13 protein-coding genes are annotated in these 20,173 nt (G+C 67.6%); 5 read left to right on the top strand and 8 right to left on the bottom strand.

Features of this window, described 5'->3' with window-relative positions; genetic code table 11:
• Nucleotide 1 precedes the first annotated feature (1 nt).
• From ACTHQV_RS13715 to ACTHQV_RS13690, 6 genes are all read right to left on the bottom strand, one after another.
• Complete coding sequence (locus ACTHQV_RS13715) at nt 2-1,138, bottom strand: HlyD family secretion protein (protein ID WP_440491012.1); 1,137 nt, start codon at nt 1,136-1,138, stop codon at nt 2-4.
• A gap of 98 nt (nt 1,139-1,236) precedes the next feature.
• A complete protein-coding gene (locus ACTHQV_RS13710; RefSeq protein WP_440491011.1) occupies nt 1,237-1,989 on the bottom strand; it encodes an AcvB/VirJ family lysyl-phosphatidylglycerol hydrolase in 753 nt (250 codons plus the stop codon).
• Nucleotides 1,986-4,607 carry a bifunctional lysylphosphatidylglycerol flippase/synthetase MprF gene (mprF, locus tag ACTHQV_RS13705; RefSeq protein ID WP_440491010.1) on the bottom strand — a complete coding sequence of 874 codons (2,622 nt, stop codon included), beginning with the start codon at nt 4,605-4,607 and terminating at the stop codon, nt 1,986-1,988. Before mprF ends, ACTHQV_RS13710 begins: the two co-directional genes overlap by 4 nt.
• A complete protein-coding gene (locus tag ACTHQV_RS13700; protein WP_440491009.1) occupies nt 4,600-5,025 on the bottom strand; it encodes a DUF2147 domain-containing protein in 426 nt (141 codons plus the stop codon). Before ACTHQV_RS13700 ends, mprF begins: the two co-directional genes overlap by 8 nt.
• A gap of 62 nt (nt 5,026-5,087) precedes the next feature.
• Nucleotides 5,088-5,447 (bottom strand): hypothetical protein, encoded by a 360-nt coding sequence (locus ACTHQV_RS13695; protein ID WP_440491008.1) that lies wholly within the window; start codon nt 5,445-5,447, stop codon nt 5,088-5,090.
• Between the two features lie 103 nt (nt 5,448-5,550).
• Nucleotides 5,551-8,757 (bottom strand): TonB-dependent receptor, encoded by a 3,207-nt coding sequence (locus ACTHQV_RS13690; protein WP_440491006.1) that lies wholly within the window; start codon nt 8,755-8,757, stop codon nt 5,551-5,553.
• 381 nt (nt 8,758-9,138) lie between these two features.
• Here ACTHQV_RS13690 and galB point away from each other — a divergent pair, with 381 nt between their 5' ends.
• The 4 genes from galB (at nt 9,139) to ACTHQV_RS13670 (ending at nt 17,524) form a co-directional block, all read left to right on the top strand.
• Complete coding sequence (galB, locus tag ACTHQV_RS13685) at nt 9,139-11,829, top strand: beta-galactosidase GalB (RefSeq protein WP_440491005.1); 2,691 nt, start codon at nt 9,139-9,141, stop codon at nt 11,827-11,829.
• 21 nt (nt 11,830-11,850) lie between these two features.
• Complete coding sequence (locus tag ACTHQV_RS13680; protein ID WP_440491004.1) at nt 11,851-14,277, top strand: glycosyl hydrolase 115 family protein; 2,427 nt, start codon at nt 11,851-11,853, stop codon at nt 14,275-14,277.
• A 195-nt stretch (nt 14,278-14,472) separates the two neighbouring features.
• Nucleotides 14,473-16,080 carry an inorganic phosphate transporter gene (locus ACTHQV_RS13675; protein ID WP_440491002.1) on the top strand — a complete coding sequence of 536 codons (1,608 nt, stop codon included), beginning with the start codon at nt 14,473-14,475 and terminating at the stop codon, nt 16,078-16,080.
• A 13-nt stretch (nt 16,081-16,093) separates the two neighbouring features.
• Nucleotides 16,094-17,524: a hypothetical protein gene (locus ACTHQV_RS13670; protein ID WP_440491001.1), complete on the top strand. Its 1,431-nt coding sequence runs from the start codon at nt 16,094-16,096 to the stop codon at nt 17,522-17,524.
• A 72-nt stretch (nt 17,525-17,596) separates the two neighbouring features.
• On the opposite strand, the gene ACTHQV_RS13665 is transcribed toward ACTHQV_RS13670, so the two are convergent.
• The gene (locus ACTHQV_RS13665) at nt 17,597-18,373 is read right to left on the bottom strand and encodes a hypothetical protein (RefSeq protein ID WP_440490999.1); all 777 of its coding nucleotides are present in this window, start codon (nt 18,371-18,373) and stop codon (nt 17,597-17,599) included.
• Nucleotides 18,374-18,513: 140 nt separating this feature from the next.
• On the opposite strand from ACTHQV_RS13665, the gene ACTHQV_RS13660 reads away from it, so the two are divergent.
• The gene (locus ACTHQV_RS13660) at nt 18,514-19,617 is read left to right on the top strand and encodes a glycosyltransferase (RefSeq protein WP_440490998.1); all 1,104 of its coding nucleotides are present in this window, start codon (nt 18,514-18,516) and stop codon (nt 19,615-19,617) included.
• On the opposite strand, the gene ACTHQV_RS13655 is transcribed toward ACTHQV_RS13660, so the two are convergent.
• Nucleotides 19,578-20,135, bottom strand: coding sequence for a hypothetical protein (locus tag ACTHQV_RS13655; RefSeq protein WP_440490997.1), 558 nt, complete (start codon nt 20,133-20,135; stop codon nt 19,578-19,580). The two genes, ACTHQV_RS13660 and ACTHQV_RS13655, sit on opposite strands and share 40 nt — an antisense overlap.
• Between the last annotated feature and the right edge of the window lie 38 nt (nt 20,136-20,173).

Genomic DNA, 20,173 nt, shown 5'->3' with positions numbered 1-20,173 from the left:
GTCAGCGGCCCGCCTGCTCGCGGAGCTGTTCGATCTCTTGCCTAGCCGATCTGGTGTCGACGGTGACGGTCACCGACAGGCCGGGGACCAGCAGGCGGCGGGCGGCGGGCGTCGCCTCGATCGAGACGCGGACGGGAACACGTTGCGTGATCTTGGTGAAGTTGCCGGTCGCGTTCTGCGGCGGCAGCAGCGAGAATTGGGCACCGGTGCCCGGCGCAATGCTTTCGACCCGACCATTGACCGGCACATCGTCGAGCGCGTCGACATGGATGTCGACCGGCTGGCCCGGCCGCATCAGCGCGAGCTGCGTTTCCTTGAAATTGGCGGTGATATAAAGCCGGTCGAGCGGTACGATCGACATCAGCCGCGTGCCGGCCTGGACATATTGGCCGATCGTCACCGTCCGGTCGCCGACCCGCCCGCCGATCGGCGCGGTCAGTTGCGTCGCGCCGACATCGACGCTGGCGGCGGCAAGCTGGGCACGGGCGGCCTGTCCCTGTGCACGGCCCTGCGCGACCTGGGCGTCGAGCGAGCCGACGCGGCGCTGCTGCGCGGCGAGCGCGGCTTGCGCCGCGCGGACATTGTCGGCCGACTGGCGCGCGGTGACTTCGAGTTGGGCGAGCGTCTGGCGGGTTTCGGCGCCCGAGGCGGCGAGCGGGCGATAGCGGGCGACCTCGGCCGCGTCATAGGCGGCCTTGCTGCGCGCGGCGGCGAGTTGCGCGCGCGCCTGCTCGATCGCGGCATATTGTTCGGCGATCTGGGCGCGGGCGGCATCGGCCTGCGCGCCGGCGACGGCGATCTGCGCCTCGGCCTGCGCCGCCTGTGCGCGCGCGTCGCGCGGGTCGATGCGGACCAAAGGCTGGCCGGGGCGCACGTCCTGATTCTCGCGGACCAGCACCTCGGCGACATAGCCCGACACGCGCGGGGCGATCGTCACCATATCGGCCTGGACGGTCGCGTCATTGGTCTCCTGCATATATTTGCCGTGGTTCTGGTAGTTTACGTACCACCAGATGCCCGCGACCAGCGCGACGACGAGCAGGAGCAGCAGGATGACCTTTGCCCGGCCGTTCTTGCGGGTCCGGACGGGTTCGTCCTGCACGGTGGCAGACGCTTCAACGGGCTGCTGGTCGGTCATGGGTCGTCGTTCCGGAGAGTCGCGGAACGCCCTGTCGCCCGCTGCACCGCACAATAAGCGGACAAAGTGTCCGGTTCAAGGGCGAGCCCTTAGATTCTTTACGTCAGGATCGACGGGTCGGCGGTGCGCAGCGTCGCGAGGATCGTCGCGATCAGCAGCTGGTCGTCGTTGCGCAGGAAATGGCCGCCGGGGAGCCCCACGACCTGCGCACCGCTGCCGCGCAGGGTCGGGCACAGGCTGTCGGATTCATCCTTGCCATAGATGCAGATGACCGGCGCCCAGTGCAGCGCGCGCATCGCCGCCTCCGGATGCGCGTCGGGCGTGCCGTGATAGAGGATGCCGGTCGGGTCGGAGCGGAAGAAGACCGTCTGTGCCGGCACGACGACGTTGATCGCCGCGACCTTCGCGCGCAGGTCGGCGGGCAGGTCGGGGGCGATTGCCGAGACGATATCGGCGCCGAACGACTGGCCCATCAGGATCACCCGGCGCGCGCCGGTCTGCGCCAGCGCGGTGCGGATCGCGCCGGTGACGATGGCATCGGCCTGTTCCCGGCTGCGGGTCGTGCCGAAATTGACCGGCGAGCTGACCCCGATCACCGGTATGCCGTGCGCGGCGAGCGCGGGCACGACCTTGCTGCCCATGCCGAAGCGCAGCCCCATGTCGCCCGAGAAATAGACGGCGACGACGTCGGGATGCTTGCGCCCCTGAAAGAAGCGGATCGACTGGGTATCGATCAGGTGGAGCGCGGGCGCGGCCAAGGCGAGCAGCATCAGCAGCCCGGCAAGCAACGCGCCGATGCCGATCCGGCGGCGCAGGCGGTGGCGGCGGCGGGCGCGTGGCGACAGGGTCATGGATGGACTTTCGCTTCGTCCGAGGGGGCGCCGGACGCGGGGGCGGGGGGCAGATATTGGGCGGGCTGCGGCCGGCCGATCAGGCGGGACAGGTCGCGCAGCGCCTGCAACAACCCGATGCCGCCGGGGCCGGCGATGTAGCGCGGTTCCCAGCCCGGTGCGAACTTCTCCTTGTAGGTGCGCAGGCCCCGGAAGCCGTAGAAACGCTCGCCATGGCGGAAGATGAACGCCGCTGCCTTGGCCCAGGCGGGGGCGAGCCGGCGATCCTCGATCCCCGACAGCGGCGCCATGCCGAGCGAGAAGCGGGCATAGCCCTGTGCCTGCGCCCACAGCATCAGGTCGACGAGCAGGAAGTCCATCGTGCCCGGCGGCGCGTCGCTGCGATGGCGCATCAGGTCGACCGAGGCCTCGTTCTTCGACGCGGTCAGCCACAGATTGGCGAAGGCGACGATGCGGTCGTCGATCGTCACCACCGCGACGTCGAAATGGCTGAGATAGGCGCGGTCGAAATGGCCGAGGCTGAAGCCCTTTTCGCGCTGCGCCTTGGCCGCCAACCATTCGTCGGACACGCTTTCAAGTTCGTCGATGATGGTGCCGAGTTCGCTGGCGGCGACGATGTGCAGCGTCGCGCCCTTGCGTGCGACGGCGCGTTCGGACTTGCGCAGCGCGCGCAGCCGCGGGGTGTCGAGGGTGAAGGTCGTGAGGTCGACCACCGCATCCTCACCATATTTGACGATGTTGAGGCCCATGCCGATGGCGATGTCGAGGACCGGCGAGGAGACTTCGTAAAGCAGCAGCCGGCCCTGTTCGCGGTCGGCAAGGTCGCGCAGGTTCCAGAGCAGTTCGCCCCATGCCGCGCGGGGGCCGACCGGATCGCCCATCGCGATCCAGCTGGCACCGTGCACCTGATACATGACGAAGGCGTCGCCCGCCTGCGACAGCAGGAAGCGTTTGTCGCCGGTCAGCGCCAGCATCGCATCGGTGCGGTTGGCGGCGTTCAGGATGCGGCGGACGCTGGCGGCGTCGATGGCGGAGGGCGCGGCTCGCAGCGGGGCGGCGGTCGGTGCCATCAGCCGCCAGATACAGGCCCCGCCCAGCATGACGATCACGCCCAGCGACGCACGCAGGAAGCGGGGCGCATCGCTGTGCAGCGCGAATTTCCACCACAGATTTTCGGAATAGGGCACGTGGCGATAGGCGAAGAAGCCCGCCCAGATGGTCAGCGCGATGACCGCCGCGACCGACGCGATCCAGCCGGGGCCGATCGGCTGGCTGGTCAGCGTCGTGCGGCGGTAGAAGGCGCTGCGCGTCCATTGCAACAACGCGGCGACGGTCAGGCAGATCGTCGCTTCCTCATAATCCAGCCCCTTGCCGATCGAGAAGATCGCGCCGACGATCAGCAATCCACGGGCGGCGACGAACGCCCCGTCGAGCCGGCGATACAGAGCCGGGGCCAGCAGCAGCAGGCCGGTGCCGGTCAGGCTGGCGGCGATGCTGCTCGCCTCGATCATCGGCAGCGGCAGGATCGCGGCGAGGTCGCCCATGCGCGCGCGGACCGACGGAAGCGATCCCGACAGCAGCAGCATCGCGCCGGTGGTGAAGGTCGCGGCACTCAAGGCGAGCGGGGCGACGCCGGTGGCGACCGCGCGCACGCCCGACAGGAAACGGACCGAGCGCCGCCGCTGCCGTGCGCCCTCATGCCATGCCAGCACGAGGATGCCGAGCGCGAGCGGCAACAGGTAATAGAGCACGCGGTACGCGATCAACGCGGCGAACAGCGTCGCGCGACCGGCGGGGACGACCGCCAGCACCACCGCCTCGAACACGCCGATGCCGCCCGGGACATGGGTGACGACCGCCGCGACGATGCCGAGCGCATAGGCGAGGATGAAGGCGGGGAGCAGCGCCGGGGTCGCGCCGGGGATCAGCACGAACAGCGCGGCGCTGGCGCAGCTGATGTCGATCAGCGCAATGGCGATCTGTAAAAACAGTTGCGTCGGCGTCGGCAGCGGGATGGTGAAGCCGAACAGGCGGATCGGGCTGCGGACCAGTGCGCAGGCGGCGAGCGAGGCAATGGCGAGGATGGCGATCGTCCAGCCGGCGAGCGCGACCTGCATGGCGCTCAGCTTCAGTCCGACCAGATCGAGCGGGCCGTGGTGGAGCAACAGCGCCGCGCCGGTGACGCTGACGACCCCGGCCCAGAAGGTGCCGCTGGCGATGGCGACGACGCGCGCGACATCGGGGCCGTCGAGCCCGGCGCTGGTGTAGATGCGGTAGCGGGCCGATCCGCCGGTCAGGAGGGCAAGGCCGAGATTGTGGCTGAGCGTATAGCTGGTGAAGGAGGCGAGCGCGGCGGTGCGCCACGGCAGCGGGCGGCCGATGACGCGCAGCGCCAGCAGGTCGTAGAAGGTCAGCGCCAGGTAGCTGCCCGCCGTCGCGACCAGCGCCAGCACGATCCGGTGCGGCGACAGCGCGTGCATCGCCGCACGGACATCGGCGAAGCGCACCTCCTGCGTCAGATGTTCGAGCGCGGCGAAACCGAGCCCGATCAGCGCGAGGACGACCAGCACCCCGAGCGGGGTGCGATAGCGTTCGATCCAGCGGCGGAGCTCAGCCATGCGGCACCTGGGCGATGCGGGTCCAGCGCTGGGTCCGGCACAGCATGTCGCCGATCAGGCAGCCGCGGATCTGCAGGCGATCGGCGGTGGCGAGTTCGATGCGCGAGGAAAAGCGCCGGCCCATGTCGGGGACGAACACCGTGCCCGACCAGGTACCGCGCCCGTCGGCACGATAGTCTTCGAGCAGTTCGGTGCCGATCAGCCGGTCGGTGCCGCCAGCGCGGGCATCGGCCTCAGCAGTGGCGCTGGCCCACACGACCCAGCCGCACAACCGGTCTCCGCACGGCGCGGTGCGGACCGCCACGTCGTGATGCGGGCTGATCCACAGGCCGGCGGGTGCCTCCGCCGCCGAGGCCGGCACCGCCAGTGCCGCCGCCAGTATCGCCAACCACCGGCACGTCGCTCGTATCCCGTTCATGCTACGCCGTGTAGCCGCCGCATTCTTGCCGGGCGTTCAGCGCGCGCTGAACAATCGGTAATCTATTGGTTGAGCGAATAGGTGATGAGGAAACAGGCGGCGGTCAGCAGCAGCATCGCCGAGATGAACGTCGCATCGGCGATCCGCTCCAGCCAGTGCAGGCGGCGCACGCCCTGGACGCGCAACGCGAAATAGGAACTGAGCGTCGCGATCAGGAAGATCAGCGCGTCGATCGACAACAGGTCGTCGGCGATGGTCTGGCGCGCGCGGAAGGTGATGGTGACATGCAGCAGGCCGATGCCGGTCAGGCAGACGCCGACCATCGCCGCGGCGATCGGGCAGATCATCTGGCAGGTTCGCTCGTCGAGCGTGTCGCGACGGTTGCGCCGTCCGGCGCGCGGCGGATCGATGCGGTTGGTCATGACGGTGCTGCGGTGCGGCGAACCGGACAGCCACGTCAAGCAAAGAAAAGGGCGTGGCCGAGGGATCGGCCACGCCCGTCAGTTGGGGGAAGGGTAGGCGCGATCAGAAGCGACCGCGCACGCCGACCAGCAAGGTGCGGCCGGGATTGTATTCGTTGAAGGTCGCGTTCGGGAACTGGAAGTAGCTCGACTGCGCTTCCTTGGTGATGTTGATGACGTTGACGACGACGGTCGGCAGGTAATCGTTGCCGAGGATCTTGCCGAGGTCGAGATTGCCGGAGAAGTCGAGCTGCCCATAGCTGCGCCCGAAGATCGCGGCGGCGGGCAGGCCGTTCTGGTTCAGGCCCGAGCCCTGCGATCCTTCGTTATAGGTATAGGTTAGCCGCGCCGACAGGCCGTTGCCTTCATAATAGCCAGTCAGGGTATAGGTGGTCGGCGCGACGCCCAGCGCGATCGCCGGTGCGCCCTGACCCTCGCCGCGCTGGTCGATCAGCGTCAGATTGCCCTGCACGCCGAAGCCTTCGACGCCGATATAGCGGGTCAGGAAGTCGAGCGGTTGGGTGACCTGGAATTCCAGGCCATTGACCTTCAGCTTGCCGTCGGCGTTCACCTGCTGCTGGATCTGCACCGGCACCGCTTCGGGCGCGATCCCCGCCGGACGGGCGCGGTCGAGCAGCGCCTGTTGCTGTGCCTGGGTCAGCGAGGCGAAGGTGATGCCGAACGGTTCGAGCGTCGAGAAGGGCACGGTGGTGATGCCGTTGACGGTGAAGCCGGTGATCGATTTGCGGAACGCCGCGAACGCGATGACCCCTTCACCGCCGGTATAATATTCGAAGCCGAGATCGATATTGTCCGAGATGTACGGGCTGAGCGCATTGTTGCCGAGCGTACCGACATCGGCCGAGGGCGATGTGAACGACGCGCCGGGCAGCAGCTGGTTCGGATCGGGCCGGGTCATCGTCCGCGAGATCGAGCCGCGCGCCACCGCCTTGCGCCCAAAGCTGTAGGCGACGCTCGCCGAGGGCAGGAAGTTCGAATAGAGCCGGTTCGTCTCGGTGAAGTTGATGATCGCCGGATAGCACGACCCGTCGAGCGCGAAGTTGTTGGCGCTGCTGCCCGGGCAGGTCACGCCGCCCCGCGTATTGAGCGGGTTGGGGATGGTGGTGCGCCCGCCGACGATTTGTTCGGTACGGACATAGCGCACGCCGCCGTTGAGCCGCAGCGTGTCGTTGTCACCGATATCGATGACGTCGTTCATCTCGATGAAGGTGCCGGTGACCTTTTCGCGGATGAGGCCGCCATTCGCGCCGCTGCTGCCGGACCCGATTTCGGTCGCGCCGGCGAGCAGCTGGTCATAGCCGGTCGCCGCCTTCACCTTGGCCCAGTCGACGGTGATGAAGCCGTTGTCGCCGGGCAGCAGGAACGAGGGCACGGCAGCGGTCGGGATCAGCGACCCGCCATAGACCAGCGGCTGGCCGCCGGCGGTAAAGCCGGTGCCATAGCCCGGATAGGTCGGATAGCCGCTGGGCGCGACCGTTCCTGGCTGGTTTGCGCCGTCGCACAGCGGCTGGCGGTTCGGACCCGGCAGGATGACGTTCGGATTGTTGCCGCAGATCGCGGCCTGCCACGGATTGGTATTGTCGAACGGGGTGATACGACGCTGCGTATCGTCATAGGCGCCGCCGACGCGGACGCTGAAGCGCTGGTCGTCGCCGAACAACAGGCTCCCGCGCACGCCGCGCGTCTCGGTCCGGCGTTCCTCGCCATTCAGGTTGACACGACCGCCGCCGGCCCAGCCGAAGTTGCGCGGGTCGTTCAGGTCGATGTTGCTGGTGATCGAGGGGATGCCGCCATCATTCTGGTAGGTGACGGTCGTGCCGCTGCTGGCGGGGGTGATCACGAGGAAGGTCGGGCTTTCGCGGCGAAAATTGCTCTGCGTGTAGTTCGCCTGCAGGTCGCCCTTGATGAAATCATTGACGACGAATTCCACGCCGGGGTTCACGCCCCAATAGTCCTGCGTGTCCTTGTACGGGCGATATTCGAGGAAGAACTGGGCATTGGCATAGGTGCCGCCGGTGACGGTGCAGCCGGCCGCGCAGTCGGTCTTGTCATAGGTGGTGTTGAGCGGGATCGCGGCGCCGTTGCGCACTGCCCAGTTCATCGCGTTGCGCGTGAACTCCGTATCGCGCTTGGCATACATGCCGTCGACATAGAAATGCAGCGCGTCGCTCGGCCGCCATTCGAGGCTGACAAGACCGTTATAGCGGGTGCGCTCGCCGATTTCGGTGCGCGGGCGGCCAAGGCGCGGGAGCAGGCCGTTGTCGATCTGCTGGATCGTCGCACCCGGATTGTTGCGCAGCAAAAACGCTTCGTCGATGACGGTGCCGGGGATCAGCCCGTTGCCGGCATTGGCAGGCACCGTGCCGGGAATGGTGAAGTTGCCGCCGCCGGTCGCGTTGCGCGTCGCGCTGCTGCTCTGCGCCGCGGTCAGGTTCGGGTTGGTCCAGCCGATCGTCTCGAACCCGTCGACGCGGAACTGGTTGTGGACCGCCGCACCGCCGACGAGGATGCCGAAATCACCGAAGGTGGCGCTGGCCAGCACATGGCCGCGATAGCCCCATTTGTCGGCGCTGCTGACCTTCGACCCCTGCAGACCGTAGCTGATATAGGGCTTGGGATTGTCGAAGGGGCGCGCCGAGCGCAGGTTGACGGTGCCGGCCGCACCTCCTTCGATCTGGCTGGCGGTCGGCGACTTGCTGACGGTCAGCTGGGTGAACAGCTCGGTCGGGATCAGGTCGAGATCGACCTCGCGATTGGTGCTCTGCGCATCGAAGCGGACCGAGGCGATCGCGACCGGCGCGCCGTTCAGAAGCACGCGGGTGAAGTTGGTGCCGAGGCCGCGGATCGCGACGTTGGCGCCTTCGCCGGTGACTTCGCGGCTGATCGTCACGCCGGGGATGCGGTTGACCGATTCGGCGATGTTGGTGTCGGGGAACTTGCCGATATCCTCGGCAAAGATCGTGTCGGTGAAGCCGATCGAGTTGCGCTTGGCATTGGTCTGGCTGGCGAGCGACGCGCGATAGCCGGTGACGACGATTTCGTCGTTGCCGGTCAGCGACGGATCGGCCGGGGCCTGATCAGTCGAATCGATCGCGGTCGGCTGGGTCGCGCCGGCGCCGTCCTGCGTCTGCGTGGTCGGGGCCTCGTTGACGGTGGTGGTCGCGGTCTGGGCGAGCGCGGGCCAGGCGGTGCCGGCGAGCAAGAGCGCCGACACGGTACCGGCACGGCGCAACAGGGTGTTCGTCAACATCTCAACTCTCCCACACCAACGCCCCGAATTCGGGGTCGCGTCCATTCGATGCGAATGACTTGTTATGACTGGTAGCGCTATCACCATCAGTCCGTCAAGCCAGTCAGCTTAAATTGGTCGGGCCGGTCGGGCGGGTGCTATTGGCGTTGATTGGCTGGCTTCAGAATATTGGCTGGCAGAAGCGACCCCCCGGTCAAGGTCCGGGGTTTTGTCGAAGGTCGGCATGTCCGAAAAGGCATTCCGGTCAGGACACTGCGATAGATTGGAATGGCAAAATCGGTCCGGCATGGTTGACGAGGGGCGATCGGCCAAGGATGATACCGGTAACGAAAAGCGGCGGCCGGAGCAGTTTCGTCGCGAACCAGCGATCCCGGAGAGGCGATGCGGCATCTATTCAGCCCTGCGAACTGGCCCGTCGCGACCCTGTCGATCGGCATGGTCGTCGCCATGGTCGCGCCGGCCGTGGCACAGGCGCCGCGCGAACGCATCCGCATCGACAGCGACTGGCGGTTCCAGCGGGGTGATCCGGCGGGCAACCGCGTCGATCTGCGCTACGACGTGCGGCCGACGGTCGAACGCAGCGCCGATGGCAAGGTCGCGGACGCCGAACCCGAGGCGGCGGCGGCGGTCGCGGCCGGCGGCGCGCAGGTGCTCAAACCCTGGATCCTGCCGAGCGCCAACGCCTTCATCGCCGATCCGGCCAAGCGCCATGTCCGCCCGGCAGGCGACCCCGGCAGCGACGTCGCCTATGTCCGCGGCGATTATGACGACAGGGATTGGACGCGCGTCACGCTGCCGCATGACTGGGCGATCGCCGGGCCGTTCCTGAAGGATGGACCCTATGGCGGCATGGGGCGGCTGAAGAGTTGGGGGATCGGCTGGTATCGACGGACGCTCGACATTCCGGCGAAGGACAAGGGCAAGTCGATCTTCCTCGATGTCGATGGCGCCATGTCCTATGCGACGGTATGGCTGAACGGAAAGCTGATCGGCGGCTGGCCTTATGGCTATAATAGCTGGCGGCTCGACCTGACGCCGCATGTCGTGCCCGGCGGGCGCAACCAGTTGGCGATCCGGCTCGACAATCCGGGGGAATCGGCGCGCTGGTATCCGGGCGGGGGGCTGTACCGCGACCTGTGGCTGGTGAAGACCGCGCCGGTCCATGTCAGCCAATGGGGCAGCATCGTCCGAACGCCGACCGTCAGCGCAGAGCGCGCCGAGGTGACGCTGGCGCTGACCATCGACAATGACGGGACGACGCCGGCGCAGGTCGAAGTGGCGAGCGAGCTGTTCGCGCTCGATGCGGCGGGCAAGCGCACCGGCGGCGTCGTGGCGCGCGTCGCGCCGCTGCGGCAGACGGTCGCCGCGAAGGGTAGCGTGCGCTTCGATGGCAGCACAATGCTGACCAATCCCCGGCTGTGGGGACCGCCGCCGACCCAGACCCCCAACCGCTATGTCGCGTTGTCGACCGTGCGGGTGAACGGACGGGTGGTCGATCGCTACGAAACGCCGTTCGGGGTGCGCGACATCCGTTTTGCGGGGGCGCAGGGGGTGTTGGTGAATGGTCAGCCGGTGCGGCTGAACGGGGTCAACAACCATCATGACCTCGGCGCGATCGGCGCGGCGTTCAATGTCCGCGCCGCCGAGCGGCAGTTGGAGATATTGCGCGAGATGGGGGTGAATGCGATCCGCATGAGCCATAATCCGCCCGCGCCCGAACTGCTCGACCTGACCGATCGCATGGGTTTCCTGGTGATCGACGAGGTGTTCGATTCGTGGGAGCGCAAGAAGACGCCGCTCGATTTCCACCTGATCTTTCCCGACTGGCACGAGGCCGATCTGCGCGCGATGCTGCGCCGCGACCGCAATCACCCCTCGATCATGCTCTGGAGCGTCGGTAACGAGGTCGGCGAGCAATATACCGGCGAAGCAGGCGCGAAGATCGCGCGCGAACTGGTGTCGATCGTGCGGCAGGAGGATACGCGTCCGGCGACCAGCGCGATGAACTATGCCAAGCCGGACATGCCGTTGCCTGCCGAAATGGACGTCATCAACATCAACTATCAGGGCGGTGGCATCCGCACCCTGCCGGGGCAATATCCGGCGTTCCGCGCGAAATTCCCGACCAAGGTGTTGTTCCAGAGCGAGAGCGCGTCGGCGCTGAGCAGCCGCGGCGAATATCTGTTCCCGGTGTCGGGCAGCATCAGCGGGCCGGTCCGCCCCGGTTCGGGCGGCGATCCCGATACGCATCAGGTGAGCGCCTACGAACTGCACGCCGCCGATTTCGGATCGTCGCCCGACCGCGAATTTTCGGCGATCGACCAGAATCCGGGGGTGGCGGGCGAATTCGTGTGGACCGGCTTCGACTATATCGGCGAACCGACGCCCTATTATACCTCGCGCAGCAGCTATTCGGGGATCGTCGACCTAGCCGGTTTCCCGAAGGACCGGTTCTGGCTGTATCAGGCGCGCTGGCGGCCCGAGCTGAAATTCGCGCACATCCTGCCGCATTGGAGCTGGCCGGGGCGCGAGGGACAGGTGACGCCGGTGCATGTGTTCAGTTCGGCCGATGAGGCGGAGCTGTTCGTCAACGGCGTGTCGCAGGGGCGGCTGACCCGCGCGCCCTATGCCTATCGCTTCCGCTGGGATTTCGTCACCTATCAGCCGGGCGAGGTGAAGGTGGTGACGTACAAGGGCGGCCAGCCATGGGCGACCGAGCGCGTCGTCACGACCGGTCCGGCGAGCGCGCTGAAGGCGAGCGTCGATCGCGCACGGATCGCCGGCGACGGGCGCGACCTGGCCTATGTCACGGTCGATGTGGTCGATGCACAGGGGCGGATCGCTCCGCGCGCGAAAAACTCGGTGCGCTTCCGGATCGAGGGGGCGGGCGAACTGGTCGCGACCGACAATGGCGACCCGACCGACCTGACTGCGTTCCCTTCGGCTGTCCGCAACGCCTTTAACGGCAAGGCGCTGGCGATCGTGCGGGCGCGCTCGAGCGGGCCGATCACGCTGATTGCCGAGGCCGACGGCCTTGCCCCGACGCGCGTCGCGATCACCGCGCTGCGCTGAATTCATACGAAGGAACTGTCGATGCGTACCTGCCTGCTGGCCGCGACGATCGCGCTGCTTATCTCCACTCCCGCGCTGGCGTGCACCGGCAGCGTGGCGGTGTGCGAAACGGCGTCGAACGGCGCGCTGACGCTGATCGAGGGCGGGGTGCCGGCATGGGTCGTGACCGAGCCGATGGCCGATGCCGGGGTGCGCGATGCCGCCGAGGATCTGGCGCACGACCTGACCGGCCTTGCCGGCCGCAGCGGCTGGGCACAGGATCGGGCGGTGCTGATCGGCGTGCTGGGACAAAGCCCGGCGATCGATGCGCTGGTGGCAGCGGGCAAGCTGGACGTATCGACGCTGAAGGGGCGCTGGGAGGGTTATGTCCAGCAGGTGGTCGAGGCGCCGCTGCCGGGGGTCAAGCGGGCGCTGGTGATCGTCGGCGCCGACAAGCGCGGCGCGATCTTCGGCACCTATGACCTGTCGCGCCGCGCCGGCGTGTCGCCCTGGAGCTGGTGGGCCGATGTGCCGGTGCCGGTGCGCCCGAACCTGTATGTGACGGCGGGCCGGCGGATCGATGCGCCGCAAGTGCGCTATCGCGGCATTTTCCTGAACGACGAGGAACCGGCGCTGGGCGAATGGGCGCGCAGCAGTTTCGGCGGGGTCAATGCGCGCTTCTACCAGCGGGTGTTCGAACTGACGCTCAGGCTGAAGGGCAATTATCTGTGGCCGGCGATGTGGGGCAAGTCGCTGTGGCAGGACGATCCCGCGAGCGCAGCGCTGGCCCAGCGGATGGGGATCGTGCTCGGCACCTCGCACCACGAACCGATGCAGCGCGCGCATGTCGAATGGGCGCGGGGCAAGGGCGGGGCGTGGGATTACACGACCAATGCCGAGAAGCTGCGCGGTTTCTGGCGCGAAGGGATCGTGCGCAATGCCGGGCGCGACGCTGTGGTTACGGTCGGCATGCGCGGCGACGGCGACGAACCGATGACCAGTGGTACCGCGACCAAGCTGCTCGAACGCATCGTCGCCGACCAGCGCGGCATCATCGCCGAAGTGACGGGCAAGCCGGCCGCGCAGACGCCGCAGGTCTGGGCGCTCTACAAGGAAGTGCAGGATTATTACGATCAGGGCATGCGCGCACCCGACGACGTGACCCTGCTGTTCGCCGACGACAATTGGGGCAATATCCGTCGTTTGCCGAAGGCCGGGGAAACGCGGCCGGGCGGATACGGCGTCTATTATCATTTCGATTATGTCGGGGGCCCTCGCAATTACAAGTGGCTCAACACCAACCAGATTTCTCGAACCTGGGAACAGATGGCGCTGGCCGACGCGCATGGCGTCGAGCGGATGTGGATCGTCAATGTCGGCGACCTGAAGCCGATGGAGCTGCCGACCAGCTTCTTCCTCGACATGGCGTGGAATCCCAAGGCGATGACGATGGACGCGATGGCCTACTATCATCGCCGCTGGGCCGCCGAACAGTTCGGGGCGGGGCAGGCGGCGGCGATCGCATCGATCCTCGACCGCACGACCCGCTATCTGGCGCGGCAGAAGCCCGAACTATGGTCGCCCGACAGCTGGAGCCTGACCGACGGCACCGCCGATCGGGTGCTCGCCGAATGGGCGGCGCTCGATTGCGATGTCGCAGCGGTGCGGCCGAAGGTCGCCGCGCAGGATGCCTTTTACCAACTGGTCGCGCATCCGGTCGAGGCGGCGGGCAATCTCGCCCGGCTGTATGTGACGGTCGCGCGCAACCGCGCGGCGGCGGCGGCGGGCGATCCGGCAGCCAACCGCCTTGCGGATGAGGCAGAGCGGCTGTTCGCCAACGATCGTGCGATCCGTGTGCGCTATGAAGGGCTGAACGGCGGCAAGTGGCGGCACATGATGGCGCAGACGCATATCGGCTATACCAGCTGGCAACAGCCCGACACCGATGGGATGCCCGAGGTCCGCCGCGTGGCGCCCGGCACGCCGCGCACACCGGTCGCGGTCCAGCCCCCGGCGAAGGCGAAGGCGACCGAGATCGACGCGGCGGCGTTCACCGCCACCCGCCCCGCTGGGGCGGTGCGCTGGGTGACGGTCCCCGGCCTCGGCATTGCCGGTCGCGCGGTGATGCCCTGGCCGCAGACCGCGGCGGCGCAATCGCCCGGCAAGGGACCGGCGCTCGACTATCAGGTCACGCTCCCCGCCGGCACCGCGACGATCGAGGTGCTGGCGGCGCCGTCGCTCGACGTCACCGGCAGCGGGCGACGCTATGCCATCGCCATCGACGATGCCGCGCCGCAGGTGATCGACCTGTGGCAGGGGACCGGCGAGAAGGAATGGGCGGAGGCGGTCAGCAACGCGGTGCGCGCGACCCGGTCGCGCCATCCCGTGGCGAAGGCCGGGCGGCACCGCATCAGGTTGTGGATGATCGATCCGGGCGTGGTGATCGAACGGCTGCGCATCCTGCCCTGACCGGCATTTGGCGCGCATAGTGTGGCGGGCCGGTGACGCAGGCGTTCCGGAATCGTACGCATATGCGCGGCATATCGCCAAAGCATCTTCCATCCGCTATGGGCGCCTCGCCGATCGCGATGCCGACGCGGGGGCGGTGTGGAACTGTCACACTTCGCCAGTAGGGCGATTCGTCCATTCGGCAGGGGAATTTCGATGACGAGCGCAGCGCTGGAGCGGGATGGACGCCCCGGCCCGAAACTGGACGACGGCTTCGGCCGCGCCGGTACGTTTGGATTCGCCACGGCGATCGTCGCCGCACTGGGCTATGTCGTCTACAACGTATATCATGATGCGGCGGCGGCCAGTGTCGATCCGCTGACGCTGATGCCGTTCGCGCTGCTGGTGCTCGCGCTCATCATCGCGCTGGGCTTCGAATTCGTGAACGGCTTCCACGACACGGCCAATGCGGTCGCGACCGTGATCTACACCAATTCGATGCCTGCCCATGTCGCGGTGGTGTGGTCGGGTTTCTTCAATTTCCTAGGCGTGCTGCTGTCGACCGGCGCGGTCGCGTTCGGCATCATCTCGCTGCTGCCGATCGAACTGATCCTGCAGGTCGGGTCGTCGTCGGGCTTTGCGATGGTGTTCGCGCTGCTGATCGCGGCGATCGTGTGGAACCTCGCCACCTGGGCGCTGGGCATCCCGTCGTCGTCGTCGCACACGCTGATCGGATCGATCATCGGCGTCGGTGTCGCCAACGCGATCCTGCAGGGGCGCAACGGATCGGCCGGCGTTGATTGGGACAAGGCGACCGAGATCGGCAAGGCGCTGCTGATCTCGCCGCTGATCGGGTTCGGCGTCGCCGCTTTGCTGTTCCTCGCGATGAAGACGCTGGTGCGCAACCGCAAGCTGTACGAGGCTCCGGTCGGCGACACGCCGCCGCCGCTGTGGATCCGCGCGCTGCTGATCTTCACCTGCACCGGCGTCAGCTTCGCCCACGGGTCGAACGACGGGCAGAAGGGCATGGGCCTCATCATGCTGATCCTGATCGGCACCGTGCCGACCGCCTATGCACTCAACCGCGCGGTTCCTGCCGAATATGAGGCGCAGTTCGCGGCGCACAGCGCGGCGGCGGTACAGGTCCTCGCCCCGCGCGGCCCGCGCGTCGCGCTCGACGACACCGCCGCGCGCAACCAGACCCAGCGCTACATCACCGAGCGCAAGCTGGACGCCGGCACCGTGCCCGCCGTCACCGCACTGGTCGGCACGATCGACCGGCAGGTGCGCGAGTACGGCTCGCTGGCCAAGGTACCGGCGGCGGTCAGCGGCAATATGCGCAACGACATGTATCTCGCCTCCGAAGCGGTGAAGCGCATGGCGAAGGAAAAATCGCTGGGCCTGAACGATCGCGATCAGCAGGTGCTGACCGACTATCGCGGTTCGCTCGACGCCGGCACGCGCTTCATCCCGCTATGGGTCAAGGTCGCGGTCGCCTTCGCCCTCGGCCTCGGCACCATGGTCGGGTGGAAGCGGATCGTGGTCACCGTCGGTGAAAAGATCGGCAAGACCCATTTGACCTATGCGCAGGGCGCGTCGGCCGAGCTGGTGGCGATGGGCACGATCTTCGGCGCTGACAGCTTGGGGCTTCCGGTATCGACCACCCATGTCCTGTCGTCGGGCGTCGCCGGCACGATGGCGGCGAACCGGTCGGGGTTGCAGATGGGGACGGTGCGCAACCTGCTGATGGCATGGGTGCTGACGCTGCCGGTGTCGGTGCTGCTGTCCGGGTCGCTCTACCTGCTGCTCAACCGGGTCTTCTGATCGGATGACGGCGGTGCCGGTCGTACCGCTCCGCCGCGATCCCGTCGCGTGGCTGATCGCGCTGCTGGTCTGGTTTTCGTGCGCCTGGTTCGGATCATGGGAGTTCAATCCGAACAACGCCGTGCGCATGTTCGCCACCCTCTCGCTGGTCGAACAGGGGGACGCGACGATCGACGAATTCGCAGCCCTGACGATCGACAAGGCGCAGTTCGGCAACCATTATTATTCGGATAAGGCGCCGGGGATGACCGTGCTCGGCATCCCCGCCGTCGCCATTGCCGACCGGTTGTCGGGGCAGCGCGCTGACGACTTCGTCCCCGGCTTCGAGAATCGCGAGTTCAACCGGTTCCTGAAGATCCGCATCCGGCTGGTCGCGGTGACGATCTGCGCGGTGCTGAGCGCGCTGGCGGCGATGCTGCTCTACGATCTGGTCCGGCGGGCGACCGGCGATGGCGAGGCGGGCGCGGTCGCTGCGCTGGCCTATGGCCTTGGCACCACCATCTGGGGCTGGTCGACGACGATCTTCGGTCATGCTCCGGTCGCGGCGTTGCTGCTGATCGCCGCCTGGGCGGTGTGGCGGGGCACCGGGGCGGAGCGGTCGCCCGGTCATGCAGTCGTTGCCGGGCTGGCGCTCGGCTGGGCGGTGCTGATCGAGCATTCCGCGCTCATCGCCGGCTTGCCGGTCGCGGGCTTCGCCCTGTGGCGGCTGCGGACGGTCGCGCGGGGGGAAGCGGTGCGGACCGTCGCCATCGCGCTGGCGGCGGGGGCCAGCGCGCTGGTCGTGCTGCTCGCCTATAACCTGATCGCGTTCGGGACGGTGTTCCGGCTCGGCTATTCGGGGGTCACCGATTTCGCGGGGATGCAGGAGGGGCTGTTCGGGCTGACCTATCCCAAGCCCTATGTGCTCTACGAACTGATCCTCGGCGAGCGGCGCGGCATGTTGTGGGTGGCGCCGATCCTGGTCGTCGCGCCGTTCGGCCTGGCGATGCTGGTGCGCAATCCCGCGACCCGCGACCTCTGCTGGTTGGCGGTCGCGGGGGCGGTGGTGCCGTTCCTCATCAACGCCTCCTATTATTACTGGGACGGCGGCAATGCGACCGGACCGCGCCATGCGCTGCCGGCGGTCGGGTTCCTGTGCATCGGCATCGGCGCGTTCTGGGCACGCGCGACGCGCTGGTCGCGCCTTGCCGTCGCCGCGTTGCTGGCCGGATCGGTCACGCTCAATATGGCGATTGCGAGCGCCGAGATCACCGCGCCCCAGAACGAACCGCGCGCGCTGGCCGTGGCGGTGTTCGAGGCGCGGTTCGATCCGGGCTATCTGCGCACTGTTGCCGATGAATGGTTCGGCTATACGCCGTGGCAGGGGCTGGCGATATGGGCGGTCGTCGCCGGGGTGTTGACGGTTCTGCTGGCGGTATCGGTGCGGCGGGCGAAGGGTAGATAGGGTTTACGCGGAGGCGAGGAGGGGCTTAACCGCGAACGCAACCCCTCCGCGTCTCCGCGTCTCCGCGTGAACCTACTCCGCCGCCTGCGCCTGCGGTTCGGGGATCATGAAGCCGTAGCGCGCCTCGACCGCCGGATCGAGCCATGCATGGATATGGGCGAGATCGGCGTCGGATACGGGCGCATAGGCGGTCGGGGTAAAGGCGCGCCGGCCCTGGCCCTTATACGTATCCTGCGCGACGAACGGTTCGGCCATTGCCAGACCCGTGGCGGCGGCGAGATCGGCGATTACCCCCGCCGGATCGGCACAGAATGCTTCGTGGCTCAGCAGCGCCACATGGTGCGCCCGGTCGTGCAGTCCCGCCCAGTGGCGCAGCTTGGCAGTGCGCTTGGCGAGCGGGTTGGCGAAGCGCTCGCCGGTATCGGGGCAGCGTTCGTGCAGCATCTCACGCCCCAGCACCGGGTGATCGTCCTCGACCCCCCAGAATTCGCTGTCCCAATAGCTGTGCCACGGCGCGCGAATGAAGTCGGAGAAGCCTAGTTTCTTGAGTTCGGGATGGGCGTGCCATGGCTGGCGATGCAGGCTGCGCACCCAGTCGACGGGATCGCGCGCGACCGCCAGCACCATAACGTCGCGCGGGAACAGGACCTGTTCAGGCACGAACCAGTGTTTAAAACCATGTTGTTCGGTAAAGGCGGCGCGGCCGAGATTGGCCTCGATCGAACGGATCAGGACGTTGGTGCCCGAACAACGCTGGCCATAGACCTGGATCGCACGGATCGGCGCGTCGCCGCGGCGCAGGATCGTCAGGCCGGGGCGCGGATTGGACCAGCCGTCATGCGTCGTCATGCAGTGCATATTCCCATCTGAATCATCGGAAATCGTTGTGATTCCGAAATAATTTTCGTCATGCCGGTTACGCGGGGAGCCGGCAACGGTTCCCCTGCGTTGCTGCGCTTGCAGAAAATCGGGTTTCTCCGGGGGGGCAAATGACGACGACGCGGCCGATCACCTTCTTCATCCATCATCAGGGCCGCGGCCATGCCAATCGGGCGATGGCGATCATTCGCGAACTTCCCGCCGACCGGCCGGTTACGATCCTGTGCGCGCGGCCCGAATTGTTCGACGGCTTCGACCGACCGAGCGAGATCGTGGCGCTGCCCAACATGATCGGTGCGCCGGTGCCGACCCGGGCGCTGTTCGAGCAGCCGACGCCCGAGGTGCTGCACTGCGTACCGTTGGGCGTCGAGGCGACGCGGCGTACGATGCGGACGATCCTCGATCATCTCGACGATGCAGCACCCGCACTGTTCGTGGTCGACGTGTCGGCGGAGATCGCGCTGCTGTCGCGCATCGCCAGCGTGCCAGCGATCAAGATCCGCATGCATGGCGACCGCACCGATCCGGGGCATATGGGCGCCTATCAGGCGTGCGTCGGGCTGCTGGCACCGTTCGATCAGCGAATCGAGCAGGACGATTTCCCCGACTGGGGCCGGGCCAAGACCTGTTACACCGGCGGGCTGTGCACGACGACCGATGCCGTGCCGTCCAAGGCCGAGGCACGCGCGAAACTGGGCATCGATCCCGACAAGGAAGTCGTGCTGGTGCTGACCGGTGGCGGCGGGGCGGGGACGCCCTATGCCCCGTTGACCATGGCGGCGCGGGCGGTGCCGGACGCGCTGTGGCTGGTGATCGGGCCGGTCCACCGCGAAGGGCATGAGACCGATTTCGGCAATCTTGTCGAGCGCGGCTGGGTCGATGGGGTTACTGACCATATCGCCGCCGCCGACGTCGTCATCGCCTCGGCCGGCGACAATACGGTGCACGAGATCGCCCGCGTTGGCCGTCCCTATATCTGCGCGCCCGAATGGCGTTACTTCGCCGAACAGACGCGCAAGGCCGACCGGCTGGCCGAGGTCGGCGCGGCGGTGGCGCTGCACCAGTGGCCGGGGTCGCTCGGGCCGTGGCGTGGCTTGCTCGATCAGGCGAAGGCGCTCGACCCGGCGGCACTGGCGGCGCTGTACGACGGACAGGCGGCGGCGCGGGCGGCGGATTATATCGAAGGGCTGGCGGTGCGGCTCTGGGCCGATTGACGCGCGGCGCGGGCGAACAGCCAGGCGCTGGTCAGCCATAGCGTGCAGAAGATGCCGGTGCCCAACGTCACCTCATAGACCCCGGCCCTGCCCGGTGATGCCCAGCCGAGGCTGTAGCCGATGACCCCGGCGAGCGCCTGTGCGGCGGCGGCGACGGTCATCGCCTGCGCCATGCCGCATGCGGCGAAGCGGGCCAGCACCGCGCCGCCCAGCGCCACCAGCAGGACGATGCCGAACACCGCGTTGGCCGGATTGGCCTCGTTCCTCAGAAACCCGACCGCGGCGTTGACCCAGATCAGCAGGAAGGAGGTGACGACCGCGACCATCGTGCCGAGGCGATAGGCGATGTTCGATGATGCGAGCAGCCCGAGTTCGATCGCGCCCCCGGCGAGCGCGAACAGGATCGCCGCAAAACCGTAATCGGACAGCGTCCAAGGGGCGCCGAGCAGCGCGGGTAAGGTCAGCAACAACAGCACCCCGCCCCAGCCGAGCAGGTGCGGATTGATCGATCGGGGCATGGCGGTCCTTTCGCAGTCGTGTCGCCCGACCTTGTGCC

The organism is Sphingomonas sp. SAFR-052, assembly GCF_051965015.1.
In the GTDB taxonomy this organism is placed as follows: Bacteria; Pseudomonadota; Alphaproteobacteria; order Sphingomonadales; family Sphingomonadaceae; genus Sphingomonas.
The sequence above is the reverse complement of the archived record's forward strand: the minus strand, read 5'-3'. Positions and strand labels throughout refer to the sequence as shown.